At 43.5% G+C, this 25,235-nt stretch carries 32 protein-coding genes; 22 read left to right on the forward strand and 10 right to left on the reverse strand.

What is annotated here, in order from left to right:
- From ilvN to Q1X33_RS08350, 6 genes are all read left to right on the forward strand, one after another.
- A complete protein-coding gene (gene ilvN / locus Q1X33_RS08325; RefSeq protein ID WP_005229349.1) occupies positions 1 to 477 on the forward strand; it encodes an acetolactate synthase small subunit in 477 nt (158 codons plus the stop codon).
- 50 nt (positions 478 to 527) lie between these two features.
- Positions 528 to 1,517, forward strand: a complete 990-nt coding sequence (gene ilvC, locus Q1X33_RS08330) for a ketol-acid reductoisomerase (RefSeq protein ID WP_005229350.1) — start codon at positions 528 to 530, stop codon at positions 1,515 to 1,517.
- An 11-nt stretch (positions 1,518 to 1,528) separates the two neighbouring features.
- Positions 1,529 to 2,782, forward strand: coding sequence for a threonine ammonia-lyase IlvA (ilvA, locus tag Q1X33_RS08335; protein ID WP_005229352.1), 1,254 nt, complete (start codon positions 1,529 to 1,531; stop codon positions 2,780 to 2,782).
- A 163-nt stretch (positions 2,783 to 2,945) separates the two neighbouring features.
- Positions 2,946 to 3,995: a hypothetical protein gene (locus Q1X33_RS08340; RefSeq protein WP_005229354.1), complete on the forward strand. Its 1,050-nt coding sequence runs from the start codon at positions 2,946 to 2,948 to the stop codon at positions 3,993 to 3,995.
- The gene (locus Q1X33_RS08345) at positions 3,996 to 5,255 is read left to right on the forward strand and encodes a tetratricopeptide repeat protein (protein ID WP_005229356.1); all 1,260 of its coding nucleotides are present in this window, start codon (positions 3,996 to 3,998) and stop codon (positions 5,253 to 5,255) included.
- A gap of 9 nt (positions 5,256 to 5,264) precedes the next feature.
- The gene (locus Q1X33_RS08350; RefSeq protein ID WP_005229358.1) at positions 5,265 to 5,822 is read left to right on the forward strand and encodes a YpiB family protein; all 558 of its coding nucleotides are present in this window, start codon (positions 5,265 to 5,267) and stop codon (positions 5,820 to 5,822) included.
- A 44-nt stretch (positions 5,823 to 5,866) separates the two neighbouring features.
- Here the strand turns inward: Q1X33_RS08350 and Q1X33_RS08355 are convergent, their stop codons facing one another.
- On the reverse strand, positions 5,867 to 6,772 hold the full coding sequence (locus Q1X33_RS08355) for a YitT family protein (RefSeq protein WP_005229360.1): 906 nt from the start codon (positions 6,770 to 6,772) through the stop codon (positions 5,867 to 5,869).
- A gap of 137 nt (positions 6,773 to 6,909) precedes the next feature.
- Here Q1X33_RS08355 and Q1X33_RS08360 point away from each other — a divergent pair, with 137 nt between their 5' ends.
- The 4 genes from Q1X33_RS08360 (at position 6,910) to Q1X33_RS08375 (ending at position 9,363) form a co-directional block, all read left to right on the forward strand.
- Complete coding sequence (locus tag Q1X33_RS08360; RefSeq protein WP_005231912.1) at positions 6,910 to 7,260, forward strand: nucleotide pyrophosphohydrolase; 351 nt, start codon at positions 6,910 to 6,912, stop codon at positions 7,258 to 7,260.
- Positions 7,247 to 8,461 carry a CCA tRNA nucleotidyltransferase gene (locus Q1X33_RS08365; RefSeq protein ID WP_005229364.1) on the forward strand — a complete coding sequence of 405 codons (1,215 nt, stop codon included), beginning with the start codon at positions 7,247 to 7,249 and terminating at the stop codon, positions 8,459 to 8,461. Before Q1X33_RS08360 ends, Q1X33_RS08365 begins: the two co-directional genes overlap by 14 nt.
- A gap of 7 nt (positions 8,462 to 8,468) precedes the next feature.
- A complete protein-coding gene (locus Q1X33_RS08370; RefSeq protein WP_005229366.1) occupies positions 8,469 to 8,837 on the forward strand; it encodes a thioesterase family protein in 369 nt (122 codons plus the stop codon).
- Positions 8,838 to 8,904: 67 nt separating this feature from the next.
- Positions 8,905 to 9,363 (forward strand): hypothetical protein, encoded by a 459-nt coding sequence (locus Q1X33_RS08375; RefSeq protein ID WP_005229368.1) that lies wholly within the window; start codon positions 8,905 to 8,907, stop codon positions 9,361 to 9,363.
- Between the two features lie 35 nt (positions 9,364 to 9,398).
- Here the strand turns inward: Q1X33_RS08375 and Q1X33_RS08380 are convergent, their stop codons facing one another.
- From Q1X33_RS08380 to Q1X33_RS08415, 8 genes are all read right to left on the reverse strand, one after another.
- Positions 9,399 to 9,674: a hypothetical protein gene (locus Q1X33_RS08380; RefSeq protein WP_005229370.1), complete on the reverse strand. Its 276-nt coding sequence runs from the start codon at positions 9,672 to 9,674 to the stop codon at positions 9,399 to 9,401.
- A 143-nt stretch (positions 9,675 to 9,817) separates the two neighbouring features.
- Entirely contained in the window at positions 9,818 to 11,212 is a 1,395-nt protein-coding gene (locus Q1X33_RS08385) for a Y-family DNA polymerase (RefSeq protein WP_015510066.1), read from the reverse strand.
- 254 nt (positions 11,213 to 11,466) lie between these two features.
- Positions 11,467 to 11,853 (reverse strand): VOC family protein, encoded by a 387-nt coding sequence (locus tag Q1X33_RS08390; protein ID WP_086338038.1) that lies wholly within the window; start codon positions 11,851 to 11,853, stop codon positions 11,467 to 11,469.
- 64 nt (positions 11,854 to 11,917) lie between these two features.
- Positions 11,918 to 12,328: a FosX/FosE/FosI family fosfomycin resistance hydrolase gene (gene fosX / locus Q1X33_RS08395; protein ID WP_005229379.1), complete on the reverse strand. Its 411-nt coding sequence runs from the start codon at positions 12,326 to 12,328 to the stop codon at positions 11,918 to 11,920.
- 70 nt (positions 12,329 to 12,398) lie between these two features.
- Complete coding sequence (locus Q1X33_RS08400; RefSeq protein ID WP_005229381.1) at positions 12,399 to 12,650, reverse strand: hypothetical protein; 252 nt, start codon at positions 12,648 to 12,650, stop codon at positions 12,399 to 12,401.
- A 319-nt stretch (positions 12,651 to 12,969) separates the two neighbouring features.
- Positions 12,970 to 13,173 carry a hypothetical protein gene (locus Q1X33_RS08405; RefSeq protein ID WP_005229382.1) on the reverse strand — a complete coding sequence of 68 codons (204 nt, stop codon included), beginning with the start codon at positions 13,171 to 13,173 and terminating at the stop codon, positions 12,970 to 12,972.
- A gap of 271 nt (positions 13,174 to 13,444) precedes the next feature.
- Positions 13,445 to 13,594 (reverse strand): 50S ribosomal protein L33, encoded by a 150-nt coding sequence (rpmG, locus tag Q1X33_RS08410; protein ID WP_005229384.1) that lies wholly within the window; start codon positions 13,592 to 13,594, stop codon positions 13,445 to 13,447.
- Positions 13,595 to 13,731: 137 nt separating this feature from the next.
- Entirely contained in the window at positions 13,732 to 14,691 is a 960-nt protein-coding gene (locus tag Q1X33_RS08415) for an ABC transporter substrate-binding protein (RefSeq protein WP_034869288.1), read from the reverse strand.
- A gap of 202 nt (positions 14,692 to 14,893) precedes the next feature.
- Between Q1X33_RS08415 and Q1X33_RS08420 the strand changes: the two genes are divergently transcribed.
- From Q1X33_RS08420 to Q1X33_RS08460, 9 genes are all read left to right on the forward strand, one after another.
- Complete coding sequence (locus tag Q1X33_RS08420) at positions 14,894 to 15,685, forward strand: ABC transporter ATP-binding protein (RefSeq protein WP_034869290.1); 792 nt, start codon at positions 14,894 to 14,896, stop codon at positions 15,683 to 15,685.
- Positions 15,682 to 16,662, forward strand: coding sequence for an iron ABC transporter permease (locus Q1X33_RS08425; RefSeq protein WP_005229390.1), 981 nt, complete (start codon positions 15,682 to 15,684; stop codon positions 16,660 to 16,662). The genes Q1X33_RS08420 and Q1X33_RS08425 overlap by 4 nt, the downstream gene beginning before the upstream one ends.
- Positions 16,662 to 17,639, forward strand: coding sequence for an iron ABC transporter permease (locus Q1X33_RS08430; RefSeq protein WP_005229391.1), 978 nt, complete (start codon positions 16,662 to 16,664; stop codon positions 17,637 to 17,639). Before Q1X33_RS08425 ends, Q1X33_RS08430 begins: the two co-directional genes overlap by 1 nt.
- A 90-nt stretch (positions 17,640 to 17,729) precedes the next feature.
- Positions 17,730 to 18,269 (forward strand): 5-formyltetrahydrofolate cyclo-ligase, encoded by a 540-nt coding sequence (locus tag Q1X33_RS08435; protein WP_005229392.1) that lies wholly within the window; start codon positions 17,730 to 17,732, stop codon positions 18,267 to 18,269.
- Between the two features lie 12 nt (positions 18,270 to 18,281).
- Entirely contained in the window at positions 18,282 to 18,950 is a 669-nt protein-coding gene (locus Q1X33_RS08440) for a rhomboid family intramembrane serine protease (protein WP_005229393.1), read from the forward strand.
- Between the two features lie 30 nt (positions 18,951 to 18,980).
- Positions 18,981 to 19,190: a YqgQ family protein gene (locus tag Q1X33_RS08445; RefSeq protein WP_005229394.1), complete on the forward strand. Its 210-nt coding sequence runs from the start codon at positions 18,981 to 18,983 to the stop codon at positions 19,188 to 19,190.
- Positions 19,190 to 20,161: an ROK family glucokinase gene (locus Q1X33_RS08450; protein WP_005229395.1), complete on the forward strand. Its 972-nt coding sequence runs from the start codon at positions 19,190 to 19,192 to the stop codon at positions 20,159 to 20,161. Before Q1X33_RS08445 ends, Q1X33_RS08450 begins: the two co-directional genes overlap by 1 nt.
- A gap of 83 nt (positions 20,162 to 20,244) precedes the next feature.
- Positions 20,245 to 20,646, forward strand: a complete 402-nt coding sequence (locus Q1X33_RS08455; protein WP_005229396.1) for a rhodanese-like domain-containing protein — start codon at positions 20,245 to 20,247, stop codon at positions 20,644 to 20,646.
- Positions 20,647 to 20,794: 148 nt separating this feature from the next.
- Positions 20,795 to 21,151 (forward strand): DUF488 domain-containing protein, encoded by a 357-nt coding sequence (locus Q1X33_RS08460; protein WP_005229397.1) that lies wholly within the window; start codon positions 20,795 to 20,797, stop codon positions 21,149 to 21,151.
- A gap of 56 nt (positions 21,152 to 21,207) precedes the next feature.
- Here Q1X33_RS08460 and Q1X33_RS08465 read toward each other — a convergent pair whose 3' ends face one another.
- Positions 21,208 to 21,375, reverse strand: a complete 168-nt coding sequence (locus Q1X33_RS08465) for a DUF3042 family protein (RefSeq protein ID WP_017144401.1) — start codon at positions 21,373 to 21,375, stop codon at positions 21,208 to 21,210.
- A gap of 150 nt (positions 21,376 to 21,525) precedes the next feature.
- On the opposite strand from Q1X33_RS08465, the gene Q1X33_RS08470 reads away from it, so the two are divergent.
- Genes Q1X33_RS08470 through galT form a run of 3 tightly spaced genes read left to right on the forward strand, consistent with a single transcriptional unit; the run spans position 21,526 to position 25,211 of the window.
- On the forward strand, positions 21,526 to 22,683 hold the full coding sequence (locus tag Q1X33_RS08470) for a galactokinase (protein ID WP_034869292.1): 1,158 nt from the start codon (positions 21,526 to 21,528) through the stop codon (positions 22,681 to 22,683).
- Between the two features lie 41 nt (positions 22,684 to 22,724).
- The gene (gene galE / locus Q1X33_RS08475) at positions 22,725 to 23,723 is read left to right on the forward strand and encodes a UDP-glucose 4-epimerase GalE (protein ID WP_005229400.1); all 999 of its coding nucleotides are present in this window, start codon (positions 22,725 to 22,727) and stop codon (positions 23,721 to 23,723) included.
- Between the two features lie 3 nt (positions 23,724 to 23,726).
- Entirely contained in the window at positions 23,727 to 25,211 is a 1,485-nt protein-coding gene (gene galT, locus Q1X33_RS08480) for a UDP-glucose--hexose-1-phosphate uridylyltransferase (RefSeq protein WP_005229402.1), read from the forward strand.
- Positions 25,212 to 25,235: the final 24 nt, after the last annotated feature.

Raw genomic sequence — 25,235 nt, forward strand, 5'->3', positions numbered from 1 at the left:
ATGAAACGGGTATTAGCAGCAATCGTCCATAATGAAGCAGGTGTTTTGAGCCGTATCACGAGTGTCTTGAACCGTCGTCAAGTCAATATCGAGAGTATCTCTGTCGGTACGACAGAACGACCAGAGTTTTCACGTATGACGATCATTGTCAACGTGAACGATTTGGCAGAAACAGAACAAGTGACTAAGCATCTGAACAAGCAGATCGATGTCTTGAAGGTTTCTGATATTACAGAAGTTCCTCATATCGAACGGGAGCTGGTGCTGATCAAAGTCAATGCGCCAACCACAAGCCGTTCGGAGATCCAAGCAGTGATCGATCCATTTCGAGCACACATTGTCGATGTGGCACTAAAAACAATCGTTGTGCAAGTTGCTGGCGATACGAAAAAGGTAGAAGCGTGCATCGAGGTTTTACGTCCATACGGCATCAAACAATTGGCACGGACGGGTGTCACTGGCTTTACAAGAGGGTAAGTGCAATTTTGAATTGCTTAAAATAAAGAAAGAATTCGGAGGAAACAAGTATGGTAAAAGTATATTACAACGAGGAAGTTACAGATAATTTAGGAGACAAGAAGATTGCGATCGTCGGCTACGGCTCTCAAGGGCACGCTCATGCGCAAAATTTACGGGACACAGGTCATGAAGTCTTTATCGGCATTCGTGAAGGAAAATCAGCGGAAGCCGCAAGAAACGATGGATTTGAGGTTTTCCCAGTAGCTGAAGCCGTTCAAAAAGCGGATGTAGTCATGATCTTGGCACCCGATGAGATCCAAGGATCGTTGTATAAAAATGAGATCGAACCGAATCTTTCTGCGGGCAATGCATTGGCATTTGCTCATGGTTTCAATATTCATTTTGATGTGATCGCGCCACCAAAAGAGGTGGATGTTTTTCTAGTTGCGCCAAAAGGACCAGGTCATTTGGTGCGTCGAACCTTTACCGAAGGGTTTGCGGTACCAGCCTTGTTTGCAGTTTATCAAGATGCGACTGGTAACGCACAAGCAACGGCTTTATCCTATGCAAAAGGCATTGGTGCCACACGGGTCGGCGTTTTGGAAACGACCTTTAAAGAAGAGACCGAAACCGATCTTTTCGGTGAGCAAGCCGTACTTTGTGGCGGTTTGACCAGTATGATCGAAGCGGGCTTTGAAACATTGGTAGAAGCGGGGTACCAACCGGAATTGGCTTATTTTGAAGTTTGTCATGAATTGAAACTGATCGTTGATTTGATTTATGAAGGAGGCTTCAAAAAAATGCGCCATTCGATCTCGAATACGGCTGAGTATGGTGACTACGTTTCTGGTGCTCGGGTGATCACTGCACAAGCCAAAGAAAACATGAAAGCCGTATTGACAGACATCCAAAACGGCCAATTTGCGAAAGGATTCATTGAAGACAATCAAAACGGCTTCCCTGAATTCCATAAAATGCGTGAGGAAAACGGCAATCATCAAATTGAAAAAGTCGGCAGCGAGTTACGGAAAATGATGCCGTTTGTTGCGAAAGATTAGGAGGGACGCGTTTGTTGGTGACAGTTTCTGCAATCGAACAAGCCTACGAGCGACTGCGGGGAGCAGTTAGTCATACGCCGCTGCAGTATGATCGCTTTTTATCTGAGAAGTATCAAGCGACGGTCTTGTTGAAGCGAGAGGACTTGCAAAAAGTCCGCTCCTTCAAATTACGCGGTGCCTACTATGCGATCACCCAGGCAGATCCTGAACTGACTCGTCGTGGCGTCGTCTGTGCCAGTGCCGGAAACCATGCGCAAGGTGTTGCTTATACCTGTCAAGAACAGCAGATCCGAGCGGTTATTTTCATGCCGACAACGACGCCACAGCAAAAAATCGCGCAAGTCCTCTTTTTCGGTGGAGATTATGTCAAAATCGAATTGGTGGGAGATACGTTTGATGCGGCAGCCCAAGCGGCTAAACACTTTGCAAAAGAACAGCAAATGGCCTTCATTGCTCCCTTTGACGATCCTAATATTATCGCAGGACAAGGAACCGTTGCTGTGGAGATGCTGGCCGATGCTGAAAAAAAACAAGTAACGATCGATCTGGTCGTGGCAGCGATTGGCGGGGGCGGCTTGATCAGCGGAACCGCAGCCTATTTGAAAGAAAAGCAACCGAAGATAAAAGTTGTTGGAGCAGAACCTGTAGGGGCAGCCTCGATGCAAGCCGCCTTTGATCATCAAGGACCAGTGGCACTGGAGCATATTGAAACCTTTGTGGATGGTGCAGCGGTCAAACAAGTCGGAGCTCAAACCTATGCCCATGCCAAACGCTACGTGGATCAATTGGTAGCTGTGGAAGAAGGCGCAATCTGTCAAACGATTCTGGAATTGTACAGCAAGCAAGCGATCGTCGCTGAACCAGCTGGTGCCTTGAGTGTGGCAGCTTTGGATCTGATCAAAGAGCAAATCAAAGGCAAAACAGTCGTCTGTATTGTGAGTGGCGGTAACAATGATAGTTCCCGTATGGCAGAGATCGAAGAGAAATCACTGATCTATCAAGGATTGAAACATTATTTTATCGTCAATTTCCCACAACGTCCCGGTGCGTTGAAGGAATTTGTTAGCCATGTATTAGGTCCCGATGATGATATCACTAGGTTTGAATATACAAAAAAAATCAATCGTGGAACAGGACCAGTAATGCTGGGAATCTTGTTGAAACACAAAAAAGATCTCCCCGCATTACTGTCACGAATTGAACAGTTTGACAAAAACTATATCAACCTTCAGCAAAATCAATCACTCTACTCACTTTTGGTTTAAGAAAAAACATGATTTTCCTTTGGAAGAAGAGGAAATCATGTTTTTTGCTTTTTATCGGATCATTGAACCAATCACAGGAAAATACTTCCTAATCATTAGCGATTTAGTAGGTGTTTAAGCGGCTTCTTGTTATAATAGGAAGTAGTAGCAAAGGAGTGAGCCGATGGAAGCTGTTTTTTTCCGAAATGAACAAGAAACCCAAATTTCTTATGGTGAAACACTAGCATCGGTCATGAGAGAACAGTCGATCGAGCCGCAGCAGGTGATCATTTTGACGAATCAGCGCTATTATGACCGCTTTTCAGAAAAATTGACCCGCCTGTTTTTGCCACGAGAGGTCAATTGGTATATTTGTACCAATCAAATGTATTGCAACAACTTTAGCGAGTTTAAAGCTGCAATGGATTTCTTCGGTCGCTTTTCAAAACAAGAGCCGCTGTTGATCGTCGGTTTTGGGAATGAAGGCGTGTTGGCATTGAGCAGTTTTATCCACGCGACGTCGGTTCTGACGACACAGCTTTGGCTGATTCCCGTTTCCTTGCGGGCCTTAGCTAAAAGTGTGAAAGAAACAGCGATCGTTGTGAAAAAGCCAGATATCCCGATGCTGGAAAATCCTAATACACCCGAATTTGTTATTTACGATCAGACGATCGCAGAAAAACAGATCGATGGGAAATTGGTCGATTTTTTGACTCTGATTCGTTGTGGCGTGCTGGCCGATAGTGAGTTTTTAAAAGAGCTTTATCGAACCTATCCCAGTCATCAGGCGTTGATGAGACATTCGTTGGCTGCGTATACCGATCGGTTGATCCAACTATACCAGCAATCAGGCAGCGAATTGGAGGAGTTTGGCCAACTTTTTGCTGATGCTGCTTATCGAACGGAAAATGGGCACTTGCTGTCTGATGCAATGAAATTATTCTTTGGCTTTTTGTTTCATTTTATGTGGACCGTCCAGCAGCAGCAATTGACTGTCGATCTGCCCGTGTTCTGCCAATGGCTTGCCCGATTAGGCTTTCCCATCGAATTGCCCGAGTCTTTTTCATTAAGCGAATATTTCAGTCATGTACTAGAATTGCAGCAAAAAGAAAAAAAACTGTTATTTTTGGCAAAAGTTGGTACAATAGGGGGCAGAACGAAAATCGAGGAAAAAGATCTCGTCCAGACGATGGAGACTTATCAGCGATTAATCAATGAGATTCGAGGGGTTTAAATGGAAACATATAGTGAAAAAATGTTAAAAGCATTAGCCGCGGAAGAACTGGCTGAAGCACAATTAAATTTTACCGAAGCTCTGCAAAAAGATGATGATGAGACATTAGGCGCTTTAGGTGATGAACTATTGCAGATCGGCTTTTTGGAAGAGGCGAAAACGTTATTTGAAACCTTGCAGCAACGACATCCTGATAATGAAGCTTTGCTGCTTCCTTTAGCAGAAATTGCGATGGAAGAAGACCAGATCGAAACGGCTTTTGCCTATATTGATCAAATACCACCGACCAGTGAAGCGTATTTGCAAGCCTTGCTATTGAGTGCGGATCTTTACCAATTGATCGGTATCCCTGAAGTTAGTGAAGCCAAACTAAAAGAAGCGCAAAGCATTGTGCCAGATGAACCTTTGATACGGTTTGCCTTAGCTGAGTTAGCCTTTTCGACTGATCGCTATCAAGAAGCCGTCGACCTTTATCAAGGATTGCTGGAAGAAGAAATCACGGATATTTCGGGGATCTCGATCGTTGAACGGACTGGTACATCATTGAGTATGGCGGGCAAGTTTGAAGAGGCATTGGAATATTTTGAAGCAAGCCTAGAAGACGAACAGACCGATGAGCGTCTTTTTCAAACAGCTTTAGTCTATTTGCAGCTAAAAGAAAATGAACAAGCGATTCGCTACTTGCAGCAGTTGCGGGTCATGAATCCGCAATACCGTGCCTTGTATCTTTATCTTGCAGAAGCATTGCAAGAAGAAGAGCAGCTGGAAGAAGCGCAGCGTGTGATCGAAGAAGGGATTCATGAAGATCCATATCAAGTGGATTTCTATCATTTTGCTGCCGAGAATGCTTACCGACTTCATGACAGTGAAGCAGCAGAATCATTTTTACTAAAAGCATTGGAGACTGGTGACAAAGAAGATGATACGTTACTGACCTTAAGTAATTTATACTTGAATGAAGAGCGTTGGCAAGAAGCGATCTTGACCATCGAACGAATGGAAGACAATGAGCAGCCGCATGCCCTTTGGAATTTGGCGCAAGCGTATAATGCGCTGGAAGATTTTGACAAAGCAGCAAACTATTACGAAGAAGCCAATGCTGATTTGCACCATGAGCCAGCATTTATGAAAGAATATGGCATTTTCTTACGTGAAGAAGGGCGTTTACCTGAAGCACTTCATTTGCTGCAACATTATTTGGCGCATGAGCCAGGTGATTTAGAAGTACAGTCGATCGTGGAGGACTTATTAGAAAGATAGGTGAGAGAAATGAACATCAATGTACAAGAAAAGAAAAAGTTTCTTAATTGGTTAGTTTCGACCGTTTCCTTCAGCCGCCGAGAAGTCTCTTGGGTGTTAAACTATCTGGCGAACCATGAAGCGATCTTGACCAATGTTCATTTTGTAGAAGGGGCAGCCGCAGCCAAACGGGGCTTGAGTGTCCGCAGTACAGAAATTGGGGGCGAACCGTTTGTCTTGAGCATCGAAGGGCAGACCTTTTATGACATTGATCAGATTTTTCATGAGATTCGCATGAATTGGAAACAACCCTTGTATCTTGAATGTCTCTTCCCAGATTCTTGGTCGCAATCCTTTTATTTAGCAGTTTTAGAAGACAATCCTTATGAACGTTGGAACGACCACTTGGATCAAGAAATGACCCAACATGTTACTCAGTATCTTGAAAAAGAAGAAACAAAAACCAAAATCGATACCTTGTATCGGCAAATCGATCTAGCCTTGGAAAATGGGGATCGTGATGCCTTCTTAGAACTTTCCGATGAAGTAAATCGACACTTGCTCCAGCAAAAAGAAGAAAGCCGGTAACAAGCAAAAAGCAGCCCTTTAACCGGGGCTGCTTTTTTCAGTCTCTATTTTTTTTTAGAAACAGCGGTTTTGCGCTGTAAGAACCGCGACTTAGGTCTTAAGTAGGTAAAGCCTTCACCTTCGACTTCATGGACATTAATGACAGAAACAAACGCTTGCGGATCAAAGTCATGAACGATGCGCTTGACTTCAGAAATCTCCCGCCCGCTGACCACCATATAAATGATTTGTTTCGACACTCTTGAGTAAGCCCCTTCGCCCTGTAAAAACGTGACGCCTCGTTCTAATTCATCCATTAAAACAGGAGCCATCTCTTCGCTGTGATTGCTGATCACTAAGATCCCTTTGGCTGAATAGCCGCCATCTAGGATCGAATCGATCACGCGAGTGAAGACATAAGAAAAAATCAAGGTATACATCATGCGGTTCAAATCTATATAAGTCAAAGAAAGCAACAGGACGAACACATCAAAGATCAAAAGCGAACGACCGATCGTCACCCCAAAGTTTTTCTCTAAAATACGTGCCAATACATCGACTCCGCCAGTCGTTCCCCCGACTTTGTAGACGATCCCACTACCGATCCCTGCAATCAAACCAGCCAAGAGCGCAACGATCAGCAGATCGTGCTGCAGATCGATCAACAGGGGAACACTCTGCCATAATGCCAACCAAAAAGACAAACCAAAAGTTCCTAAAATCGTATACACTAATGAGCGTCGCCCAAGAATTTTGCCACCGATCAAAATGATCGGAATATTTAAGATCAGTGTACTGATGGCAGGATTGATTCCCCATAAGGCTCGCATGATCAAGGTGATCCCCGTCACACCGCCTTCTGCTAAGTCATTTGGGATATTTAGATAGACTAGACCGAAGCCATAGATACTTGTACCAAAAATAATCAAAACAATATCGCGAATCGTTCGCCATGAAAAAAATGCCCGCATCCTGTTTCCTCCGTTATTCAACTTCCACAAGTATCAATGTAGCACGAAATCATTGAATGCACAACAAATCCTGAAGGGGGCTCTATCTAGGCAGGCAGCCATTCTTTTGGTAAGATAAACGAGAAAGGGTGGAGAAAATGACAGAAAAACGTTCTTTGGCATCGATGCAAGAAGAAGTCGATGCGTATATTCAGCAATTCAAAACTGGCTATTTCAGCCCCCTCGCCCAAATGGCTCGTTTGACCGAAGAAGTCGGCGAATTGGCGCGAGAAGTGAATCACTATTACGGGGAAAAAAATAAAAAAAGCGATGAAGTTGAAAAAACAGTGGCAGAAGAGCTCGGTGATGTACTCTTTGTGACGATGATCATGGCCAATTCACTAGACATCGACCTGACTGAAGTGTTTGAGGAAAATATGGCAAAATTCAATCAGCGGGATGCGTATCGTTTTGAAAGAAAAGATGGGAAAGTAAATGAAACTGACTAAACTACCAAAAGAATTTGCAGAAGCTGCACCGCTTTTAAAAAAAATCGAAGCCGCAGGCTATGAAGCATACTTTGTCGGCGGCAGCGTGCGAGACACGATCTTAGGCCAGCCGATTCATGATGTCGATATTGCTACCAGTGCATTTCCAGCCGAAATCAAGGCGCTTTTTCCTCGAACCATTGACATTGGCATCGAGCATGGGACGGTGTTGGTTTTGTGGGAGCAGGCGCAGTATGAGATCACTACGTTTCGAACGGAAGCAGCCTATCAAGATTACCGCAGACCCGACAAAGTGGATTTTGTCCGTTCCCTGAAAGAAGATCTAAAACGGCGGGACTTTACCATCAATGCGTTGGCACTTCAAGAAGATGGTGTCATCATTGATCTTTTCGATGGTCTGGCAGATATCGATAATCAAATCTTACGAGCAGTGGGTCACCCCCAGGAACGTTTCCATGAGGACGCCTTACGAATGATGCGGGGGCTGCGTTTTGTCAGTCAATTGGGCTTTGTTTTAGAAACAGAAACATTGGCTGCTATCCATGCGAATCATGCCTTGTTGGGAAAAATCTCTGTTGAACGGATCATGATTGAATTCGTGAAATTGCTGTTAGGCAATCATCGGAACCAAGCACTACGGGCGCTAGTAGAAACCGAATGCTATATCTATTGCCCAGGCTTGCGGGAATACGGTGAGGCGTTACTGCGGATGGCAGACCTGCCAGCGATCCCATTAGAAAACGAAACGGCGGCCTGGGTTTTGCTCATTGACCAAATGGGTTTAGCGCCAGAGGCAGTCCGCAGCTTTTTAAAAGCTTGGAAATGTTCCAATGACTGCATCCGCCAAGTACACACGGCTTATCAAGCACTGCTCGCGCGTCGAAACGGCGAATGGAATGACCTAGTGTTGTATCAGTTCGGTCTAGAAGCAACCTGTTTAGCCGAAGGATTATTGCGTTATGACAATCAGCCCAACGATCCAGCAAAAATCAGTCAGCGCTATCAGCAGCTGCCGATCCATTCACTGAAGGAGTTGGCGATCAATGGACGTGATTTACTACAAACGATCGATCGTTCTTCTGGTCCGTGGCTCAAAGAAGTCTTGACCGCTGCCGAAGCTGCAGTCATCACACGAAAAATCCCTAATGAAAAAGAAGCACTATTAGCGTTTGTCCAAGCGTATTTAGCAAAGGAGGGATAACTGAAAAATGGAAAGCAAAAAAGAATTTATCGTGGGACAGCAAGACACTGCGGCTGTTTTGGGTTCTGGGGGATTAGACGTTTTAGCAACCCCACGATTGGTAGCAATGGTGGAAAACACCTGTTGGGAAGCCCTTGAGCCTACTTTAGATAAAGGGTTTACTACCGTCGGTACAAAGTTTTCGATCAATCATTTGAAGCCTTCACCAGTTGGAGCGACAATCACAGTTCTTGTGCAGTGGGAAAAAGAACAGGGGCTCCAATTTCATTATCAGGTAATAGACGCGAAACAACAGATCATTGCCAATGGGACGCATCAACGAGCAGCAGTGGAAATCTCTCGGTTCATGAAAAAAGTCAACGAAAAACAAAGTTAATTTGTGTCCCGATGGCGACTATGTGTTAGAATTAAAGTGTATTACTAATAAAAAGGAGCGTTTTGTCATGGCTAGAGAAATGAAAGCTTTAAAATTTTATTTCCGTAATGGAGAAACATGGACGATTGAGCGCCGTTACATCGGTGACTTGTGGATCAAACAAATCACGACCAGTTTTGGCCGCATCCACGGAAGCGAATTTGTTGAGATTCATCCATGTGCTGGGTTCAAAATTGAAATCTTCCAAGAAGGCGATCATGTGGCAACGCATGACATCAACTTAGGTGGGCTTGAATTAGGGATGTTTGCCCGTGCGTTGAAATATGAAGATATCGAACGGATGGAAATTCTTTACCGTAACGGTACACCGGATCTTGTGTATTTCCCATATAAGGACAAAGATACGGAAGGATTGGATAACGTATACCAATCAACAAAAATCAGTGAGAAAACGAAGAGCCTTTATATCGTGATCGACCCGAACCAGACAGTCGATGATGTTTATAAAGAACATTTCGAAGAATAAGAAAAACGCAGAACCAGTTGGTTCTGCGTTTTTTTTTAGAATGATTCTTGGAACATATCCGTATACTTTTTTAATAAAAGATAATCTTCGGCATATTCATCTTTTAAAACGATCGTATCGCCAAAGAAACTCTTACGCGCATGTTGGATGATACGATGCTGAATATCTTTTTCTAAAAGGTAATCGATCTCAGACTGTTTCAGGTTTTGTGCAGCAGTCGCCCGATTCTTTTCTAAATATTGCAGCAAATCGTACTCAAGGTGTCCCGCACCGTTGATGACTCGTTTGTATTCGATTTTGTCAATTTTCATCTGCTCACACTCCTTGCTATTAAAGTACCTTAGAAAAGAACAAAGGGGGAGGTGGGCGAATCGAAATTACATAAATCTTTAAAAAATGGACCGTTTGTTAATGTTATCTTAAGATTTGTCAGCAAAAAGGAAAGAAAAACGAATCAAGTGCCAGTATTTTTCGAACCATCAGCAAACGGTTCTTTTTCCTTTTGCTGATGGACGGGTCCTATATTAGCGATCCCATCTAGACCACCGGCATGTCCGCCGACTAATTTGCTGCGAGCAATGGCGCGAGCGCCTTCCATTCGGCTTGTGGCATGAACGATCGAAGTGAAGCCATATTTCTCACGAATCTTATCGATGATCAAATCTAATTTACGCTGGCGCAACTGCGCTTCTGCTTGCTCAAAAAGATCCAGCTGGACATTTTCTGTATAAACCAATTTTGAATAGGTAATACCAATGTGGCGAACGACTTGCCCCGTATAAAATTTTCGAAAGAGAAACAGGCAATGAGCTACAAGTTTGCGGGTATTGTCAGTTGGCGGGATCTTCATTTGTCGGGAAAAACCAGAGGCAGTTTCACCAAAGGCTACGCCGATGTAAACATTGATACAAGCGGTCTGACAATGATGACGGCGAATCCGAGCGGCAACTTGTTCCGCCATTTCCTTGATGACGATCTCGATTTCTTCTTGTAAATAATAATTGCGATGTAGGACTTGGCTATTGCCGTAGCTTTTTTCCATCACTTGTGGTGTCGGTTCAGATAAAATCGTGCGATCAATGCCATGGGCGTGATGATAGAGCTGCTCGCCAATGATCCCCATGCGACTGCGTAAAAGATCAGGACTGGCGTGAGCCAATTGCTCGATCGTTTCAATCCCCATCAAGTGAAGTCGTTTTTCTGTGCGCCGACCGATCCCCCAAAACTCTGTCATAGGGGCGATCTGCCAAACTTTTGTCGGTACATCGTCATAGGTCCATTCAGCGATCAAGGAACGATTGTGTTTGGATTCGTTATCTAAAGCTAGTTTTGCTAACAACGGATTGTCGCCAATGCCGATGGTGACATACAATTTCGTTGTTTCGTAAATGTCTTTTTGAATTTGCTGGGCAATCAACCAACGTTTTTCTTCGCGAGAGATCGTTTTATCGGGAATGAAAAGATCCAATGTACGGGTCAGATCCATCATCGTTTCGTCGATCGAATAGAGCAGCAAGTCGTCTTGTCCAACATATTTGCGAAAGACATTATTGACTTTGGTGTTTTCTTTGATATAAAAACTCATACGCGGCGATGCTTTGTACAAATCGGGATGTGTCGGCAGGTTGTCATTGCGAGTCACATTTGAAATTCCCAATACCGATTTTGCCTTTGGGGAAGCTGCTAAGACTAAGCCGTTACCAGTATTGTCAGAATGTGACATGACGACCAGCATCGCTTGGATAGGATCTAATCCACGAGAGATGCATTCTACAGAAGCATAAAAACTTTTGACATCAATAAATAAGATATCGCGTTTTGGCTCGAGCGCATAATTAAAACCACCCATTTTTATCACTCCTTACCGAAATTATACGAACGTTTGTTCTTTTTTGTCAAGCGAACAGGAGCGGATGAGGGGGATTTGTTTTTTTATAGAGAAGTTATTTTTGTTTTATAATGATGGGAAACGTTGGTTTATAAGGAATACATTCATTTCAGATTATCAGAATTCGATTGGACATACATACGGGGTTTTGTCTTTTTACCCGAAAAACGGATAAAAAAACAGCCGCTCCATTGGACCGACTGTCGTAGCTTAAATCAATTTTCGGCAGGTAGGGTTGCAAACAAACTTAAGAGATTGCCGTCTATATCTTTGACAATGGCATAGCGTTGCCCCCAAAAGGCAGACCAAGGTTCTTTGAAAGACTGATACCCGGCAGCAACGACTTTTGCATGAAGGGCATCAACTTCTTCAGGAGAATCACATAAAAAGGCTAATTCAATCGTATCACCCACAGTCATTGGTGCATGTCCGTAGATCCCAGCAACCATCTGGCGGCTATTCAAGGAGATGCGAACCCCGTCGTTTGCTAATTCCATATAATCTTCTGAGTGCTGACCTAATGGCGTGAAGCCAAGTACTTGATAAAAAGCCAGTGCCTGTTCCATGTTTTTTGTGATAATACCGACCATATCTAGTTTCATTGTTTTCTTCCTTTCATGTGGGCGTTCTTTACATAACAGTCAATGCAGTTGCTAGCAATGAAGATCACCTCGTTTTTGTCAGACGGTAATGGTGCAACCGTTCAGCCAACGTACCAGTATGCAATTCAAATAAATGGTTGTCATCGTCATAAAAATAAATAGAAGCACCTTCGCCTTTGCTGCGGGAACGATCTTTTTCGATCTTCAATCCTAGTCCTTGGATGCGCGTAATCAAGGAATCGATTTGAGCTTGATCGATTTTAAAGGCAATATGGTTATACGTTTTTGGCAGCTTCTGGGAGGCATCCTCCATAACAGCAAGCCATAAGCCATCGATCAAAAAGAATTTTTCTGGGAAGTAAGAATGGGCCTGGTCCTGACTATCATAAACTTCCTCTGCATCAAACAATGTTTCCAGCATCGTTGTCGTCTTTGCTAAATTCTGTACGATCAACGTGATATGGGAAATCTCCATCGCATCAACACTCCTTTGTTATGACGAAATAGGGGAAAGAGAAACAATCAGTATCAAAAGAAGCATTATGTTAGTGATTGTGAAATACCAAGAGGAAGAGCAGAACATAAAACAGTGCATCTGTTGCGCAAGGAATAAGTTTCTTCGTGTATTTTGTCCAAAAGAAGACATTTATCAAGAAGAGGACAATCACCGTCGGTAGGCTAAAGGTCCAAGCAGGGTGTTTGATGAAAATGAAAAGCATATTTCCAATAAGTGCAAAAAGAAAAGCGCCATAAAACAGACGATAGTTACTAGGTAGATACGCAAAATTGCCAAGCATGGGTTCACCTCCTATAGGCAGTATAGCATGAAAGGGTCGATCGGAGATCAAAGTGTACAGAAAAGGTGGCAACGGGAGAGAGCGGCTCATATTATGGTTATTGCCAAAATCATCTCGCGCATAATCGCGGGAGAGATACTGCAAAAAATTTCGGAAAATAAAGCTGCCGCTTAATCGCCCCTGAAATCTTTGTTGCTGCTCATGCGTTCTCCTGATGCTTATTCAAAAAAGCAGCAATACATTCACTAAGTGAATTTGGCTACTGCCTGCTCTTTTTTATGATGGACAAAGAGAGACAATAAAACGATGAAAAGAATAGTTACTCGAGGTGTTCCAGGAGAAGCTTTTCTGAGCAATTTAGGCAAAGGATCGGCGCGTTTATCAGTGCTAATTCTTTTCTGGGTTTTAGTTGGTAAGCAGAAGCTTTCGGCGGAAACGGCCATTTTGTCCAAACGACTTCCCCTGTGTCGATCACTTTTTTGCAATGGTTGCAACGAAACTCTTTTCCTTCTTTGTTAAACATTTAATTTCTCCTTTTTTCTATACATTATACATTAAAATTTATTTTTGTGACTTTACAAAGAATTGGCTTAAAAGTCCAAAGAAGAGAAGTCAAGAAGCAGCTAAAACAAAGAGTAATCAAGGAGACGATGCAATTACTATCTAAGTTTGAAAGAACAAGGGCTAATAGAAGGGGAGTTCCATTCAAAACCATCACCTCAAAGCTAGTTTTTACAAAAAAAGAAGTTCGCAAACGCCTTGGTTATCAGCGTTTGCGAACTTCTTAAATAGCATTATTTTGTTTCGCGGTGTAAAGTAACTTTTCTTTCGCGTGGGCAATATTTTTTCTTTTCCAAACGATCAGGATTGTTACGTTTGTTTTTGTTTGATAAGTAGTTGCGTTCTTTACAAGAAGTGCACTCTAATGTGATGTTTACGCGCATGATTTTCCCCCCTAACGATACAAGAATCCTCTAAGAAATCTCTCAGACTAAAATATAATAGCATGTTTCGTGAGGGAATGCTAGCTTTTTCCTGAAATTTGTTAAGTAGTTTTACTTGACGAATTTCTTGAAACGCATTAGTCCAATTTGCTCTGGATATCTTCGATCATTTTGGTATAGGCGATCGGACCGTTGTAGAGCCAGCTTGATTCAGGGCCGAATTCCCATAAATGATTGTTTTTGACTGCATCAAGATTTTGCCATACTTGTTCACTGAAAAAATCAGCGCCTTTATCACTATTCACTAAAATCAGGTAATCGGCATCCAATTCTGCTAATTTTTCCAGAGAAACGGCAGACCAATCAGCAGTGGCACTCTCACTGATTTCCGAAACCAGTGCGGGAACTTCAAACCCGAGTTCGTGATACAGCAGCTGACCGCTTGATTTTGTTTCTGAAACCATAAAGACAGAGTTATTGACCACCCATAAAACAGCGATCGACTTGCCTTGGATTTGATCAGCGTACGTTTCCTTGGTAGCAGCGACTAATTCATCATAATCAGCTTCTACTTGGGCAGCTTGCTCTTCTTTGTGTAACACCTTTGCGATATCTGTCAGACGTTCCCGCCAGGTCACGTCTTCGCCATTTGTGACCACATAGGTCGGCGCGATTTTACTGTATTGATCATATTTGTCGCCTTCCACCATGGAATTGCTATCCATCAGCAGCAGGTCTGGCTCAAAGCTCAAGACATCTTCAAAGGGCAGATCGTAGTTAATCCTTGGAACCTCCGCCAGTTTGTCTTGCAAGTATGCTTGATCACTGTCATTGCCGACGGTCCATTGAGCAACCGGTGTTACCCCTAAAGCGACCAAATAATCTTCCAAATAACTACCGATCACCCGCTGTGGGTTTTCGGGAACAGTGACTTCATTTCCCATCGCATCGGTAAAGGTTGTTGCTATTTCTGAAGAAGTAGTGGCTGATCCACTGCTATCCGTTGAGTCATTATTCGTGCTGCAAGCACCCAGTAGGGTAAGGGAGCAGGCAGCTAGCAGGGTAAGCCAAGTACTTCTTTTTGACCATTGTTTCATAGAAACACTTCCTCCTTTGTTACATGTTGAGCAATTATTATTTTAATTGAGAATAGTTCTCATTTGCTGATAGCTATTATCACGAAGAAACGCGCCTTTGTCAATCTTATTTTTTTATTTCCTTTTTTTAGAACTATTGACGAATAGTAGGATTACATTCATAATTGATAAGCATTATCAATCATTTATTTTGGGGACGAATATGGCGAAATTACGAACAGTTGACTTGAGTGTCGGCTATCAAAAACAAAAAATTGTGCAAAATCTAACAATTGAGATGCCAGAAGGGAAAATCATCGGCTTGATTGGTCCGAACGGCAGTGGGAAATCGACGTTTTTAAAGGCACTTGCCCGAATTTTACAGCCATTGTCTGGGGAGGTCCTCTTAGATGCACAAAACCTGCAAAACATCAAAACCAAAGAAGTAGCGAAAAAGATTGCGCTGCTCTCACAAGTTAGCGATTCATCGATTGGCTTGACGATTCGCGAAATTGTTTCTTATGGTCGTTTTCCCTATCAAAAAGGACTAAATAGTTTATCGGAACAAGATCTTGCGGCGATCGAATGGTCTTTGCAGGCAACGGGTTTGACGGCACTAGCAGATGAAACGATCAGCACGCTGTCAGGGGGACAAAAACAGCGCGTTTGGATCGCCATGGCACTTGCGCAAGATACGGATATCGTGATTTTAGATGAACCAACGACCTTTTTAGATCCAGCGCATCAATTAGAAATTTTGCTCTTATTACAGCAAATCAATAAAACCTACGGAAAAACGATCATTATGTCGATTCATGACCTGAATCATGCCTCTCGTTTTTCTGATTATATTTATGCATTAAAAGGTGGAGAACTGTTGGTCTCTGGTACACCAGAAACAGTGCTGACCAAAGAGTGGCTGCAGCGTTTGTTTGAGATCGACGCCATGTTAGGAACCTTTCCTAATAGCACAAAGCCATTGCTCTTGACCTATGAGTTAGGAGCCCAAGCATGAAAAAGTTTCCTTGGTTGCTGCTGCTTTTTAGCGGCTGCTTTATTATCTGTTTCTTTTTGGCGATCACCCAAGGCGCTGCAGACCTTTCCTTTGAAACGATCTGGCATGCTATTTTTGCTTTTGACTATGAGAATCAGCTGCATCAAGTCTTGCGTAATATCCGATTGCCCCGTGTGTTGGCTGCTTTTCTAGTAGGAAGTTGTTTTGCTGTTACGGGAGCTATCATGCAGGGAATTACGAAAAACGCTCTGGCAGATGGCGGTCTTTTAGGTGTCAACAGTGGGGCTGCGATGGGATTAGCGATCGCATTTATCCTATTTCCTAGTATTCAACCGAGTCAAGCGGCGCTATTTTCGTTTTTTGGTGCCTTTGCGGCAACTGCGCTGCTTTTTTTATTGACTCGCTATGCCAAATTGGGTATGTCACCTACAGGTTTGATTTTGGCTGGTGTGGCACTAAGTTCTTTTTTCTCAGCCATCAGTCAGACCCTGTCACTGCAATTTGATTTAAATCAAGAGCTAGCCTTTTGGTTTATCGGTGGTGCCGCAAATGTGACTTGGCAGCAACTGCGTTTTGTGGGCCCCATCTATCTGATTGCCATCGTTTTTGTGCTACGTCTAGGAAAAGCGTTGAATCTGTTAGCCCTAGGAGATGACACCGTCATTTCATTAGGCAAGCACCCGCATCTGATTCGGGCATCTGCCTTACTGTTAGTCGTAGTTTTGGCAGGAATGGCGGTTTCGCTTGTTGGACCGGTCAGTTTTGTCGGCTTAATGGTTCCTCATGTCGTGCGGGGAATGGTGGGCAAAAACTATCAACTGATTTTGCCTTTGACGATCCTTGGAGGGGGAACACTGGTGATGGCCGCTGATCTGGCTGGCCGCCTGATCAATCCGCCCTTTGAGACACCCTTTGGGATATTGATGGCATTGATTGGTGTGCCTTTTCTATTGATCAAGATACGGAGGGAAGGCTGATGAAAAAAACACTCTCTGTTTTTTTCCTACTTCTGATGGTCGCTTTTTTAGGAAGTGTCATGGTGGGAAAAACAATTTTATCCTTTCAGGCATTAGGGGCAATCTTTCAAGGAACGGCATCTTCGAGTCAAGTACTGACTTTTACTGAGTTTCGACTACCACGGGCTTGTCTAGCGCTGATCGCTGGTGGTGCCTTTGGTTTTTCTGGGTTTATCTTGCAAGGAGTAACGAGAAATGAGTTGGCTGATGCAAGTATCGTAGGAATCAACAATGGGGCAGGGCTCTTTGTGATGATCTACTTAGGTTTTTATACCCAAGGATCGCAGCTTTTGCCTGTCGTTGGGATCATCGGTGGTTTATTAGCTGCTGTACTGGTCTATTTAATTGCCTATAAGCACCGCCAATTGTTATCGATGGAGCGAGTACTGCTGGCGGGAATCGCCGTCAATGCAGGGCTGGCGGCGGCTACCTTACTCTTTACGGTGGAATTATCAAAAGACCGCTATCGCTTTGTAACAGCGTGGCTTTCTGGTTCGATTTGGGGAACTTCTTGGCAGCAAATCACCAGTCTGCTTCCTTGGGTCATCGTATTGTCTGCCGCAGCTTTCTGGACCGTACCAAAGCTTAACTTACTTGGCTTTGGCCAGGAACAGGCAATTAGCTTAGGGGTTTCTTTGACCCGTTTGCGGACGTGGTTTTTAGTGATCGCGGTTGGTTTGGCTGCCAGTACGGTTGGCTATACTGGTAATTTAGCCTTTGTGGGCTTATTGGCGCCTCATATCGCTAAGGGACTCATCGGCAGAGAATCTCGCAGTGCCTTTTTCTTAGCGGGAATGATCGGCAGTCTGCTAGTCTTAGTCAGTGATACGATCGGTCGTTTGCTATTGACAAGCGGCGAGATCCCAGCTGGTATCATCATTTCTATCGTAGGGGCACCATACTTTGTCTTTTTGCTGATCCGACGTAAAGAAGGATGAGCAACTAGTCATGATCTTGTCAAGAAATGTGCGATTCTAGTTTGCTATTTGGACACAGTTTTTGGTACTATTTCTGAGAGGAGTGATCCAATGGAAAAACCAGTCATTAGAGAGCACATGATCCAAACATTAAAACAAATGCCAATCAAACAAAAGCAGCAGAAAGAAACGGTGATTTTGCAGTTGCTGTTTTCTTCTCAGATTTGGCAAACAGCTGAGTCAGTAGGTGTGATCCGTTCGTTGCCATTTGAATTTGACACAGCGGCTATTTTTGCTAAAGGATTTGAACAAAACAAACGAATCGCAGTGCCGAAAGCACAACAGAAAAAATTGCAGTTTTATCATGTGGAGCCGACAACGCGTTATGAAGCGTCCGCATTTGGGGTTGAAGAGCCGATCAGTGAGCAAGAAGCCCATCACTTGGATTTGCTGATTGTTCCCGGTTTGGCGTTTTCTAAAAACGGCTATCGCATCGGCTTTGGCGGCGGCTATTATGATCGTTTCTTGTCAGCTTTCGATGGCAAGACCGTTTCTTTGGTCTTCGGAGAGCAATTCAACGATCAATGGACACCAGATGTATTCGACATCCCAATCGATAAAATCTATACGGATTCTCTTATTCGCACGTAAAGGAGCACGTCAATGAATTCTCAAATGAAAAGATGGCTGAATCAGCCGGTCTTCACGTATCTGTTTTTAGCTATCCAAACAATTGTGTTTATCTTAGGTTATTTTAGTCCCTCTATTCAATCAGGCGGGGTGATGTTTGGTCCGTTTGTCGTTTATTTAAATGAATATTGGCGTTTCGTTACCCCGATCTTTCTACATTTCGGTTTGGCTCATTTTGCGATCAATTCTGTGATTCTGTATTATATGGGGCAGCAAGTAGAAGCCATCTATGGTCATAGCCGTTTTTTTGCCTTGTATTTGCTAAGTGGCATCATGGGCAATACCATGAGTTTTGCCTTCAACCAAATAGGGGTTCAATCAGCAGGCGCTAGTACTTCTTTATTCGGACTTTTCGGGGCATTTTTGATTTTAGGTTGGCATTTTAGAAATGATTACCGCATCCAAGCAATGGTACGGCAATTTGCCCTATTCGTTGGATTGAACCTGGTTTTTGGTGTGTTTGATCAAACGATCGATATGTGGGGACACATTGGGGGGATCCTCGGTGGGTTATTGCTAGGGAATCTTTTGGCATTGCCAAAGAACTACGGAAAATATTCGATCCACACCAGAATCCTCTCTGGCGTACTCTTTGTTTTCTTATTGGCTATTTTTGTGATATATGGTTTTAAAAAATATTAATTACTTGTATAATAAGCAGGAAGTGGTTAAATGGAAACGTTATATGACGTACAACAATTACTGAAACAATTTGGTGTTTACGTATATGTCGGCAAGCGGATCTACGATATAGAACTGATGCAAATCGAGCTGAAAAACTTTTATGACAGTCGCTTGATAGATCGGGATGTATATCTGACTGCCCGGCGAATTCTTACGCGGGAGCATCGAATTGAAGAAAGCCGGGAGGAAAACAAGTGATGGACAAAAAAATCATCGGAATTGATTTAGGCGGAACAACGGTGAAATTCGCTATTTTAACGAGCGAAGGCGAGATTCAGCAAAAATGGAGTATTGACACCAATATTCTTGATGAAGGCTCACATATCGTGCCAGAAATCGTGGCATCAATCAATCATCGCCTAGAATTATATGGCTTACAGCCAGAAGCATTTATCGGTATTGGTATGGGGACACCAGGAAGTGTCGATCGTGACAAAGGAACCGTCATCGGTGCCTACAATCTGAACTGGAAAACACTTCAGCCAGTCAAAGAACTGATTGAAAAAGGCACAAAAATCCCCTTTGCCATCGATAACGATGCCAATGTAGCAGCTTTAGGTGAGCGCTGGAAAGGGGCAGGGGATAACAATCCTGATGTCATCTTTATCACACTAGGTACAGGTGTTGGCGGCGGTATCATCATGGAAGGGCAATTGCTTCATGGGGTTGCTGGTTGTGCTGGAGAAATCGGTCATATCACTGTTGATCCAGAAGGGTTTGAATGTACTTGCGGCAAACGTGGTTGTTTAGAAACGGTTTCTAGTGCGACGGGTGTTGTGCGAGTTGCTCGACAGTTGGCAGAAGAATATGCTGGCGATTCGGCATTGAAACAGCAGCTGGACAATGGGGAGGATGTTTCAAGTAAAGATATTTTTGAAGCGGCTCAAGCAAACGATCCATTTGGCTTGATGGTCGTTGATAAAGTGTGCTTCTACCTTGGGTTGGCATGCGGAAACTTAGGAAACACATTAAATCCATCAAGTATCGTTTTAGGTGGAGGCGTATCAGCAGCCGGTGAATTTTTACGTGAACGGGTTGCTGCCTACTTTGCTCAGTTTACCTTCCCACAGGTAACGGAAAGTACCGAAATCAAATTGGCAGAACTTGGGAATGATGCCGGTGTGATCGGGGCAGCATCATTAGCTTTGCAATTTGCAGCAAAAGCTTAGATGCCAAGCTGCTAGGCAATGATACATTCAAGCAGCATAAATCAAAAAAAGAATGATTGTTACAATAGAGAGGAATAGAAGAAATGACACCAATTATGTGGCTAAACTTGGTTTTGGGATTAATCATCTTAGCAATCGCTTTGAACTGGGCGTATTTTCAAATCATGGGACGCCGTTCAGCAACGATCATCTCAGAAGATGAATTCAAAGCAGGAATGAAGAAAGCCCAAGTGATCGATGTTCGGGAAAAAAATGAGTTTGACAGTGGACATATTTTAGGGGCGCGTAATATTCCCTTTACTGTTTTAACCAATTCCTTCAGCGCATTTCGTAAAGATCAACCGATTTACTTATATGACACGCGTAAATCGTTGAGTATTCGCGCAGCGAATAAATTACGTAAAGAAGGCTTTACCAATGTCTATATCCTAAAAGAAGGATATGAAGGCTGGAGCGGCAAGACGAAAAAGAAAAATAGTTTGTAAAACAGAGAACTCAAGGCAAAAGAACACAAGCAAATTTGAATGAGTGACGAAACACCAAACGGAGTGTTTCAAGTAAGTCATTGTTCAATTTACATTGTGGGCTTTTGCCTTTATTTGAACTTAGGTCTATCAATAAGGAGAGTGTGCGTTGATCAAGCGAAAAAGAATTTATGAAGCGGCGGAAACGACAGATGGCTATCGGGTATTGGTGGATCGCATCTGGCCTAGAGGAATGAAAAAGGAGACAGCTCAGATCGATCTATGGCTCAAAGCAGTCGCACCAAGTACTGAATTGCGCAAATGGTTTGGGCATGATCCTGAACGTTTTGATGCGTTTAAAGACCGCTATCTACAAGAATTAGAGAAAGCGCCCGCTAAAGATTCCTTGGCACAGTTAAACGCGTTGGTTGCTGAACAAGAGACCGTGACCTTACTATACGGAGCGAAAAATGAAGAACAAAATCAAGCCGTGATTTTGCAGGACTTACTGGAGAAGGAAGAATGATTACCTAAAAGAGCCGCCAGCCTATTGAAGGCTGACGGCTCTTTTGTAGCAAATGATTAACGGGCAACGCTTTTACGCATCGCACGTTTCCGTTTTTCATCATGATCCGCTTGTTGTTCATCAATTGGATCAATCACTTGTTTCTTGACCGTCATAACAACACTTGCAGCTGCAGCAACCGTTGCGACTGTTCCTACTAAAAATCCTGAAAGAAATCGTTTCATCATTAAACACCTCGCCTTTAGTTATAGGTTCATTATGAATGAAAACGGAAAAAATATCAAAAAAAATCACTTTTGGGATTGAAAACGCTTGAAATAATTTAGTAAATATTTTACAATAAGTTTACTAAAAAGAAAGTGGGAGTGAGAGAAATGGAGCAATTGCAACAGATATTTATTGATAAATTTGGAACAGAAGGCACAGGCATGTATTTTGCACCAGGGAGAATCAACTTGATCGGTGAACACACGGATTACAATGGCGGTTATGTTTTCCCGGCGGCGATCACATTAGGGACGTATGCAGTAGCGCGAAAACGTGAAGACCAGTTGATCCAACTCTATTCAGAGAACTTTCCAGAAAAAGGCGTGATCTCCTTTTCGTTAGATGAGCTGGATTACCGAAAAGAAGATGATTGGACAAACTATCCGAAAGGAGTCGTTCGTTTTCTAAAAGAAGCGGGGCAAGTGATCGATCGAGGCTTTGACATCGCTTTTTATGGCAACATTCCGAATGGCGCAGGTCTTTCTTCTTCGGCATCGATTGAATTGCTGACGGGGGTTTGTCTAAAAGATCTCTTTGATTTAACCCTGACGACCTTGGACTTAGTTAAAATTGGCAAAAAAGTCGAAAATGAGTTTATTGGCGTTAACTCAGGGATCATGGATCAATTTGCGATCGGAATGGGTCAAAAAGACCATGCACTGCTTTTAGATACGAACACGTTAAATTATGAAGTCGTACCAGCGGCATTTGGCGATTATGTCGTAGCGATCATGAATACCAATAAGCGACGCGAATTGGCTGATTCTAAATACAATGAACGACGTGCAGAATGTGAAGAAGCATTGGCTCGTTTGCAAAAATCATTAGCCATTGATTCATTGGGCGCATTAGACGAAGCAACCTTTTTTGCAAATACAGCATTGATCGATGATCCACGCTTGATCAAACGGGCGAAACATGCGGTGACGGAAAACCAACGGACATTGAAAGCAAAAGCTGCTTTGACTGCTGGTGATCTTGAAGAATTCGGCCAGTTATTAAATGCCTCCCATGCTTCATTGCGAGATGATTATGAAGTGACAGGGCATGAACTAGATACACTAGTCGCAGCCGCTCAAGCGCACCCTGCTGTTCTAGGTGCGCGGATGACTGGTGCGGGCTTTGGCGGTTGCGGGATCGCATTGGTCAAAGCAAGTGAATGGGCTGATTTCGAAGCGTCAGTCAAAGCAGCCTATTTAGTAGAAATCGGCTACGCAACCGACATTTATCAAGCAAGTATTGATGATGGTGCACGAAAACTGTAGAATAAGAAACGATGAAGGAATGAAGAAAGAAGGCTGAAAATATGGCGATTTTAGTATTAGGAGGAGCCGGCTATATCGGTTCTCATGCAGTCGATCAATTGATCGAACAAGGAAAACAAGTCGTTGTCGTTGACAATTTGCTGACAGGACATCGCCAAGCGATCCATCCAGCAGCAACCTTTTATGAAGGAGATATTCGCGACAAAGCATTTTTACAATCGGTATTTGAAAAAGAAACGATTGATGGCGTGATTCACTTTGCTGCCAGCTCTTTGGTGGGAGAATCTGTGGAAAAACCATTGAAGTATTTCAACAATAATGTGTATGGGATGCAGGTCCTCTTAGAAGTGATGAAGGAACATCAAGTGAAACATATCGTCTTTTCCTCTACAGCAGCAACTTATGGGGAACCTGACCATAGTCCAATCACGGAAGAAACCCCAACAAATCCTAAAAATCCATATGGCGAAAGCAAGTTGATCATGGAAAAAATGATGCGTTGGTGCGATGAAGCTTATGGAATGAAGTATGTCGCATTGCGTTATTTCAATGTGGCTGGCGCGAAGTCGGATGCTTCGATTGGTGAAGACCATGATCCAGAAACACACTTAGTACCGATCATCTTGCAAGCTGCTTTAGGACAACGTAAAGAGGTAGCGATTTTTGGGGAGGATTACGATACTCCAGATGGTACTTGTGTTCGCGATTATGTCCATGTCGAAGATCTGATCGCTGCTCACCTGTTGGCATTAGAATATTTACAAAAAGGCAATGAGAGCAATGTCTTCAATTTAGGCAGCAATCATGGGTACTCTGTGAAAGAAATGGTGGAAGCTGCTCGCAATGTAACGAAAAAAGAGATCCCAGCCAGAGTGGCGCCTCGCCGTGCCGGTGATCCAAGTACCTTAGTGGCATCGAGTGAAAAAGCACGAAAGGTTTTAGGCTGGAAACCAGTCTATACCGACGTCGAAGCAATCATCGAGACTGCTTGGAATTGGCATGTCAGCCATCCAAATGGGTATCAAGGGCAGGAGGAATAACCAATGACGATCAGCCAAACAATCAGCGATTTCGTCACTTTAGCAATCAAGGCTGGCGGCTGGATGGAAATGGATCGTATTTATTTGCAAAACCGAGTACTAGCCATGATCGGGGAAGCTGTTTTTGAGTCCAGCGAAATTCGTTCTGTCGATCGGTCCTCCACTGATTTGATGGACGAGCTGGTGGCATGCGCTTTAAGCAATCAGCAAATTGGCGATTCTCACGCAGAAAGAGAAATCTTTGAAGCCCAGTTGATGGACTTTTTGACGCCACCGCCTTCAGTAGTCAATGCTTTTTTTGCGCAGCATTATGCCAATGATCCTAAAGAAGCGACGGATTATTTCTTTGAGCTGTGCCGTCAAAATGATTACATCAAGACTCGGGCCATCGCAAAGAATATCGTGTTCCCAGTTGATACCGAATATGGGGAGATCGAGATCACGATCAATTTATCAAAACCTGAAAAAGATCCCAAGCAAATAGCGAAAGAAGGAGCTGCTGCTTCTGTAGATTATCCGAAATGCATGTTGTGTTTGGAAAATGAAGGCTACCAAGGACGAGTCAATTATCCAGCGCGGACCAATCATCGGATCATCCGCATGAATTTGGATAATGAAGCATGGGGCTTTCAATATTCGCCCTATGCCTACTACAATGAGCATTCGATTTTTCTCTCTTTAGACCATCGTCCTATGAAAATCAATTTGCAAACCTTCGCTCGCTTGTTGCAGATCATTGAAGTGATGCCGCATTATTTTGTCGGGTCCAATGCCGATCTGCCGATCGTTGGGGGTTCGATCTTGTCTCATGACCATTATCAAGGAGGACGGCACACGTTTGCCATGGCAAAAGCGCCGATCGAGCAACGCTTTTCTTTAACTGGTTTTCCTGATGTCGCTGCGGGGATCGTGAAGTGGCCAATGTCGGTGATACGACTACAAGCGAAAAACAAACAAAAATTAGCCGCCGCTTGCCAATATGTGTTAGCCCAATGGCAACAGTACTCAGATCCAAGTGTTTCGATCAATGCCTTTTCAGAAGATGGAACGCCTCATCATACGGTGACACCGATCGCACGCAAGCAAGGAGAGCTGTTTGAAATGGACTTAGTCTTGCGGGATAATAATGTTTCCAAAGAACATCCTGACGGCATTTTTCATCCGCATCAAGAAGTGCAGCATATCAAAAAAGAAAATATCGGATTGATTGAAGTCATGGGCTTGGCAGTTCTCCCGCCGCGTTTAGCTCCGGAACTAGAAGAAGTGACTGCTTATCTATTGGATCAGTCCAATCAAATCGCGGCATACCATATTCCTTGGGCAGATGCGATCAAAGCCCAGCACCCAGAATGCAATGCCGAAAACGTGTCGCAGATTTTACGTAATGCATTAGGGGAAGTCTTTACACAAGTATTGACGCATGCAGGCGTCTTCAAGCGAGACCAGACAGGGCAAGCGGCCTTTGCTCGCTTTATAGCTACTTTATAAAAAAAGTTCCCCGCAAAAAAAGGA

Source organism: Enterococcus sp. B2E4, assembly GCF_030499455.1.
GTDB classification, from domain to species: domain Bacteria; phylum Bacillota; class Bacilli; order Lactobacillales; family Enterococcaceae; genus Enterococcus_D; species Enterococcus_D casseliflavus.

What these genes read in the sequence shown, in the direction of transcription:
- Q1X33_RS08425 (WP_005229390.1), top strand. Translation starts at nt 15,682, where the DNA reads ATGAAAAAGTTTCCTTGGTTGCTGCTGCTTTTTAGCGGCTGCTTTATT.
- Q1X33_RS08415 (WP_034869288.1), bottom strand. Translation starts at nt 14,691, where the DNA reads ATGAAACAATGGTCAAAAAGAAGTACTTGGCTTACCCTGCTAGCTGCC.
- ilvC (WP_005229350.1), top strand. Translation starts at nt 528, where the DNA reads ATGGTAAAAGTATATTACAACGAGGAAGTTACAGATAATTTAGGAGAC.
- Q1X33_RS08350 (WP_005229358.1), top strand. Translation starts at nt 5,265, where the DNA reads ATGAACATCAATGTACAAGAAAAGAAAAAGTTTCTTAATTGGTTAGTT.
- galT (WP_005229402.1), top strand. Translation starts at nt 23,727, where the DNA reads ATGACGATCAGCCAAACAATCAGCGATTTCGTCACTTTAGCAATCAAG.
- Q1X33_RS08455 (WP_005229396.1), top strand. Translation starts at nt 20,245, where the DNA reads ATGACACCAATTATGTGGCTAAACTTGGTTTTGGGATTAATCATCTTA.
- Q1X33_RS08370 (WP_005229366.1), top strand. Translation starts at nt 8,469, where the DNA reads ATGGAAAGCAAAAAAGAATTTATCGTGGGACAGCAAGACACTGCGGCT.
- Q1X33_RS08365 (WP_005229364.1), top strand. Translation starts at nt 7,247, where the DNA reads ATGAAACTGACTAAACTACCAAAAGAATTTGCAGAAGCTGCACCGCTT.
- Q1X33_RS08375 (WP_005229368.1), top strand. Translation starts at nt 8,905, where the DNA reads ATGGCTAGAGAAATGAAAGCTTTAAAATTTTATTTCCGTAATGGAGAA.
- Q1X33_RS08355 (WP_005229360.1), bottom strand. Translation starts at nt 6,772, where the DNA reads ATGCGGGCATTTTTTTCATGGCGAACGATTCGCGATATTGTTTTGATT.
- rpmG (WP_005229384.1), bottom strand. Translation starts at nt 13,594, where the DNA reads ATGCGCGTAAACATCACATTAGAGTGCACTTCTTGTAAAGAACGCAAC.
- Q1X33_RS08470 (WP_034869292.1), top strand. Translation starts at nt 21,526, where the DNA reads ATGGAGCAATTGCAACAGATATTTATTGATAAATTTGGAACAGAAGGC.
- Q1X33_RS08340 (WP_005229354.1), top strand. Translation starts at nt 2,946, where the DNA reads ATGGAAGCTGTTTTTTTCCGAAATGAACAAGAAACCCAAATTTCTTAT.
- Q1X33_RS08385 (WP_015510066.1), bottom strand. Translation starts at nt 11,212, where the DNA reads ATGGGTGGTTTTAATTATGCGCTCGAGCCAAAACGCGATATCTTATTT.
- Q1X33_RS08430 (WP_005229391.1), top strand. Translation starts at nt 16,662, where the DNA reads ATGAAAAAAACACTCTCTGTTTTTTTCCTACTTCTGATGGTCGCTTTT.
- Q1X33_RS08420 (WP_034869290.1), top strand. Translation starts at nt 14,894, where the DNA reads ATGGCGAAATTACGAACAGTTGACTTGAGTGTCGGCTATCAAAAACAA.
- Q1X33_RS08345 (WP_005229356.1), top strand. Translation starts at nt 3,996, where the DNA reads ATGGAAACATATAGTGAAAAAATGTTAAAAGCATTAGCCGCGGAAGAA.
- ilvN (WP_005229349.1), top strand. Translation starts at nt 1, where the DNA reads ATGAAACGGGTATTAGCAGCAATCGTCCATAATGAAGCAGGTGTTTTG.
- Q1X33_RS08445 (WP_005229394.1), top strand. Translation starts at nt 18,981, where the DNA reads ATGGAAACGTTATATGACGTACAACAATTACTGAAACAATTTGGTGTT.
- Q1X33_RS08360 (WP_005231912.1), top strand. Translation starts at nt 6,910, where the DNA reads ATGACAGAAAAACGTTCTTTGGCATCGATGCAAGAAGAAGTCGATGCG.
- Q1X33_RS08435 (WP_005229392.1), top strand. Translation starts at nt 17,730, where the DNA reads ATGGAAAAACCAGTCATTAGAGAGCACATGATCCAAACATTAAAACAA.
- Q1X33_RS08405 (WP_005229382.1), bottom strand. Translation starts at nt 13,173, where the DNA reads ATGTTTAACAAAGAAGGAAAAGAGTTTCGTTGCAACCATTGCAAAAAA.
- Q1X33_RS08380 (WP_005229370.1), bottom strand. Translation starts at nt 9,674, where the DNA reads ATGAAAATTGACAAAATCGAATACAAACGAGTCATCAACGGTGCGGGA.
- Q1X33_RS08465 (WP_017144401.1), bottom strand. Translation starts at nt 21,375, where the DNA reads ATGAAACGATTTCTTTCAGGATTTTTAGTAGGAACAGTCGCAACGGTT.
- galE (WP_005229400.1), top strand. Translation starts at nt 22,725, where the DNA reads ATGGCGATTTTAGTATTAGGAGGAGCCGGCTATATCGGTTCTCATGCA.
- Q1X33_RS08390 (WP_086338038.1), bottom strand. Translation starts at nt 11,853, where the DNA reads ATGAAACTAGATATGGTCGGTATTATCACAAAAAACATGGAACAGGCA.
- Q1X33_RS08400 (WP_005229381.1), bottom strand. Translation starts at nt 12,650, where the DNA reads ATGCTTGGCAATTTTGCGTATCTACCTAGTAACTATCGTCTGTTTTAT.
- Q1X33_RS08450 (WP_005229395.1), top strand. Translation starts at nt 19,190, where the DNA reads ATGGACAAAAAAATCATCGGAATTGATTTAGGCGGAACAACGGTGAAA.
- Q1X33_RS08440 (WP_005229393.1), top strand. Translation starts at nt 18,282, where the DNA reads ATGAATTCTCAAATGAAAAGATGGCTGAATCAGCCGGTCTTCACGTAT.
- fosX (WP_005229379.1), bottom strand. Translation starts at nt 12,328, where the DNA reads ATGGAGATTTCCCATATCACGTTGATCGTACAGAATTTAGCAAAGACG.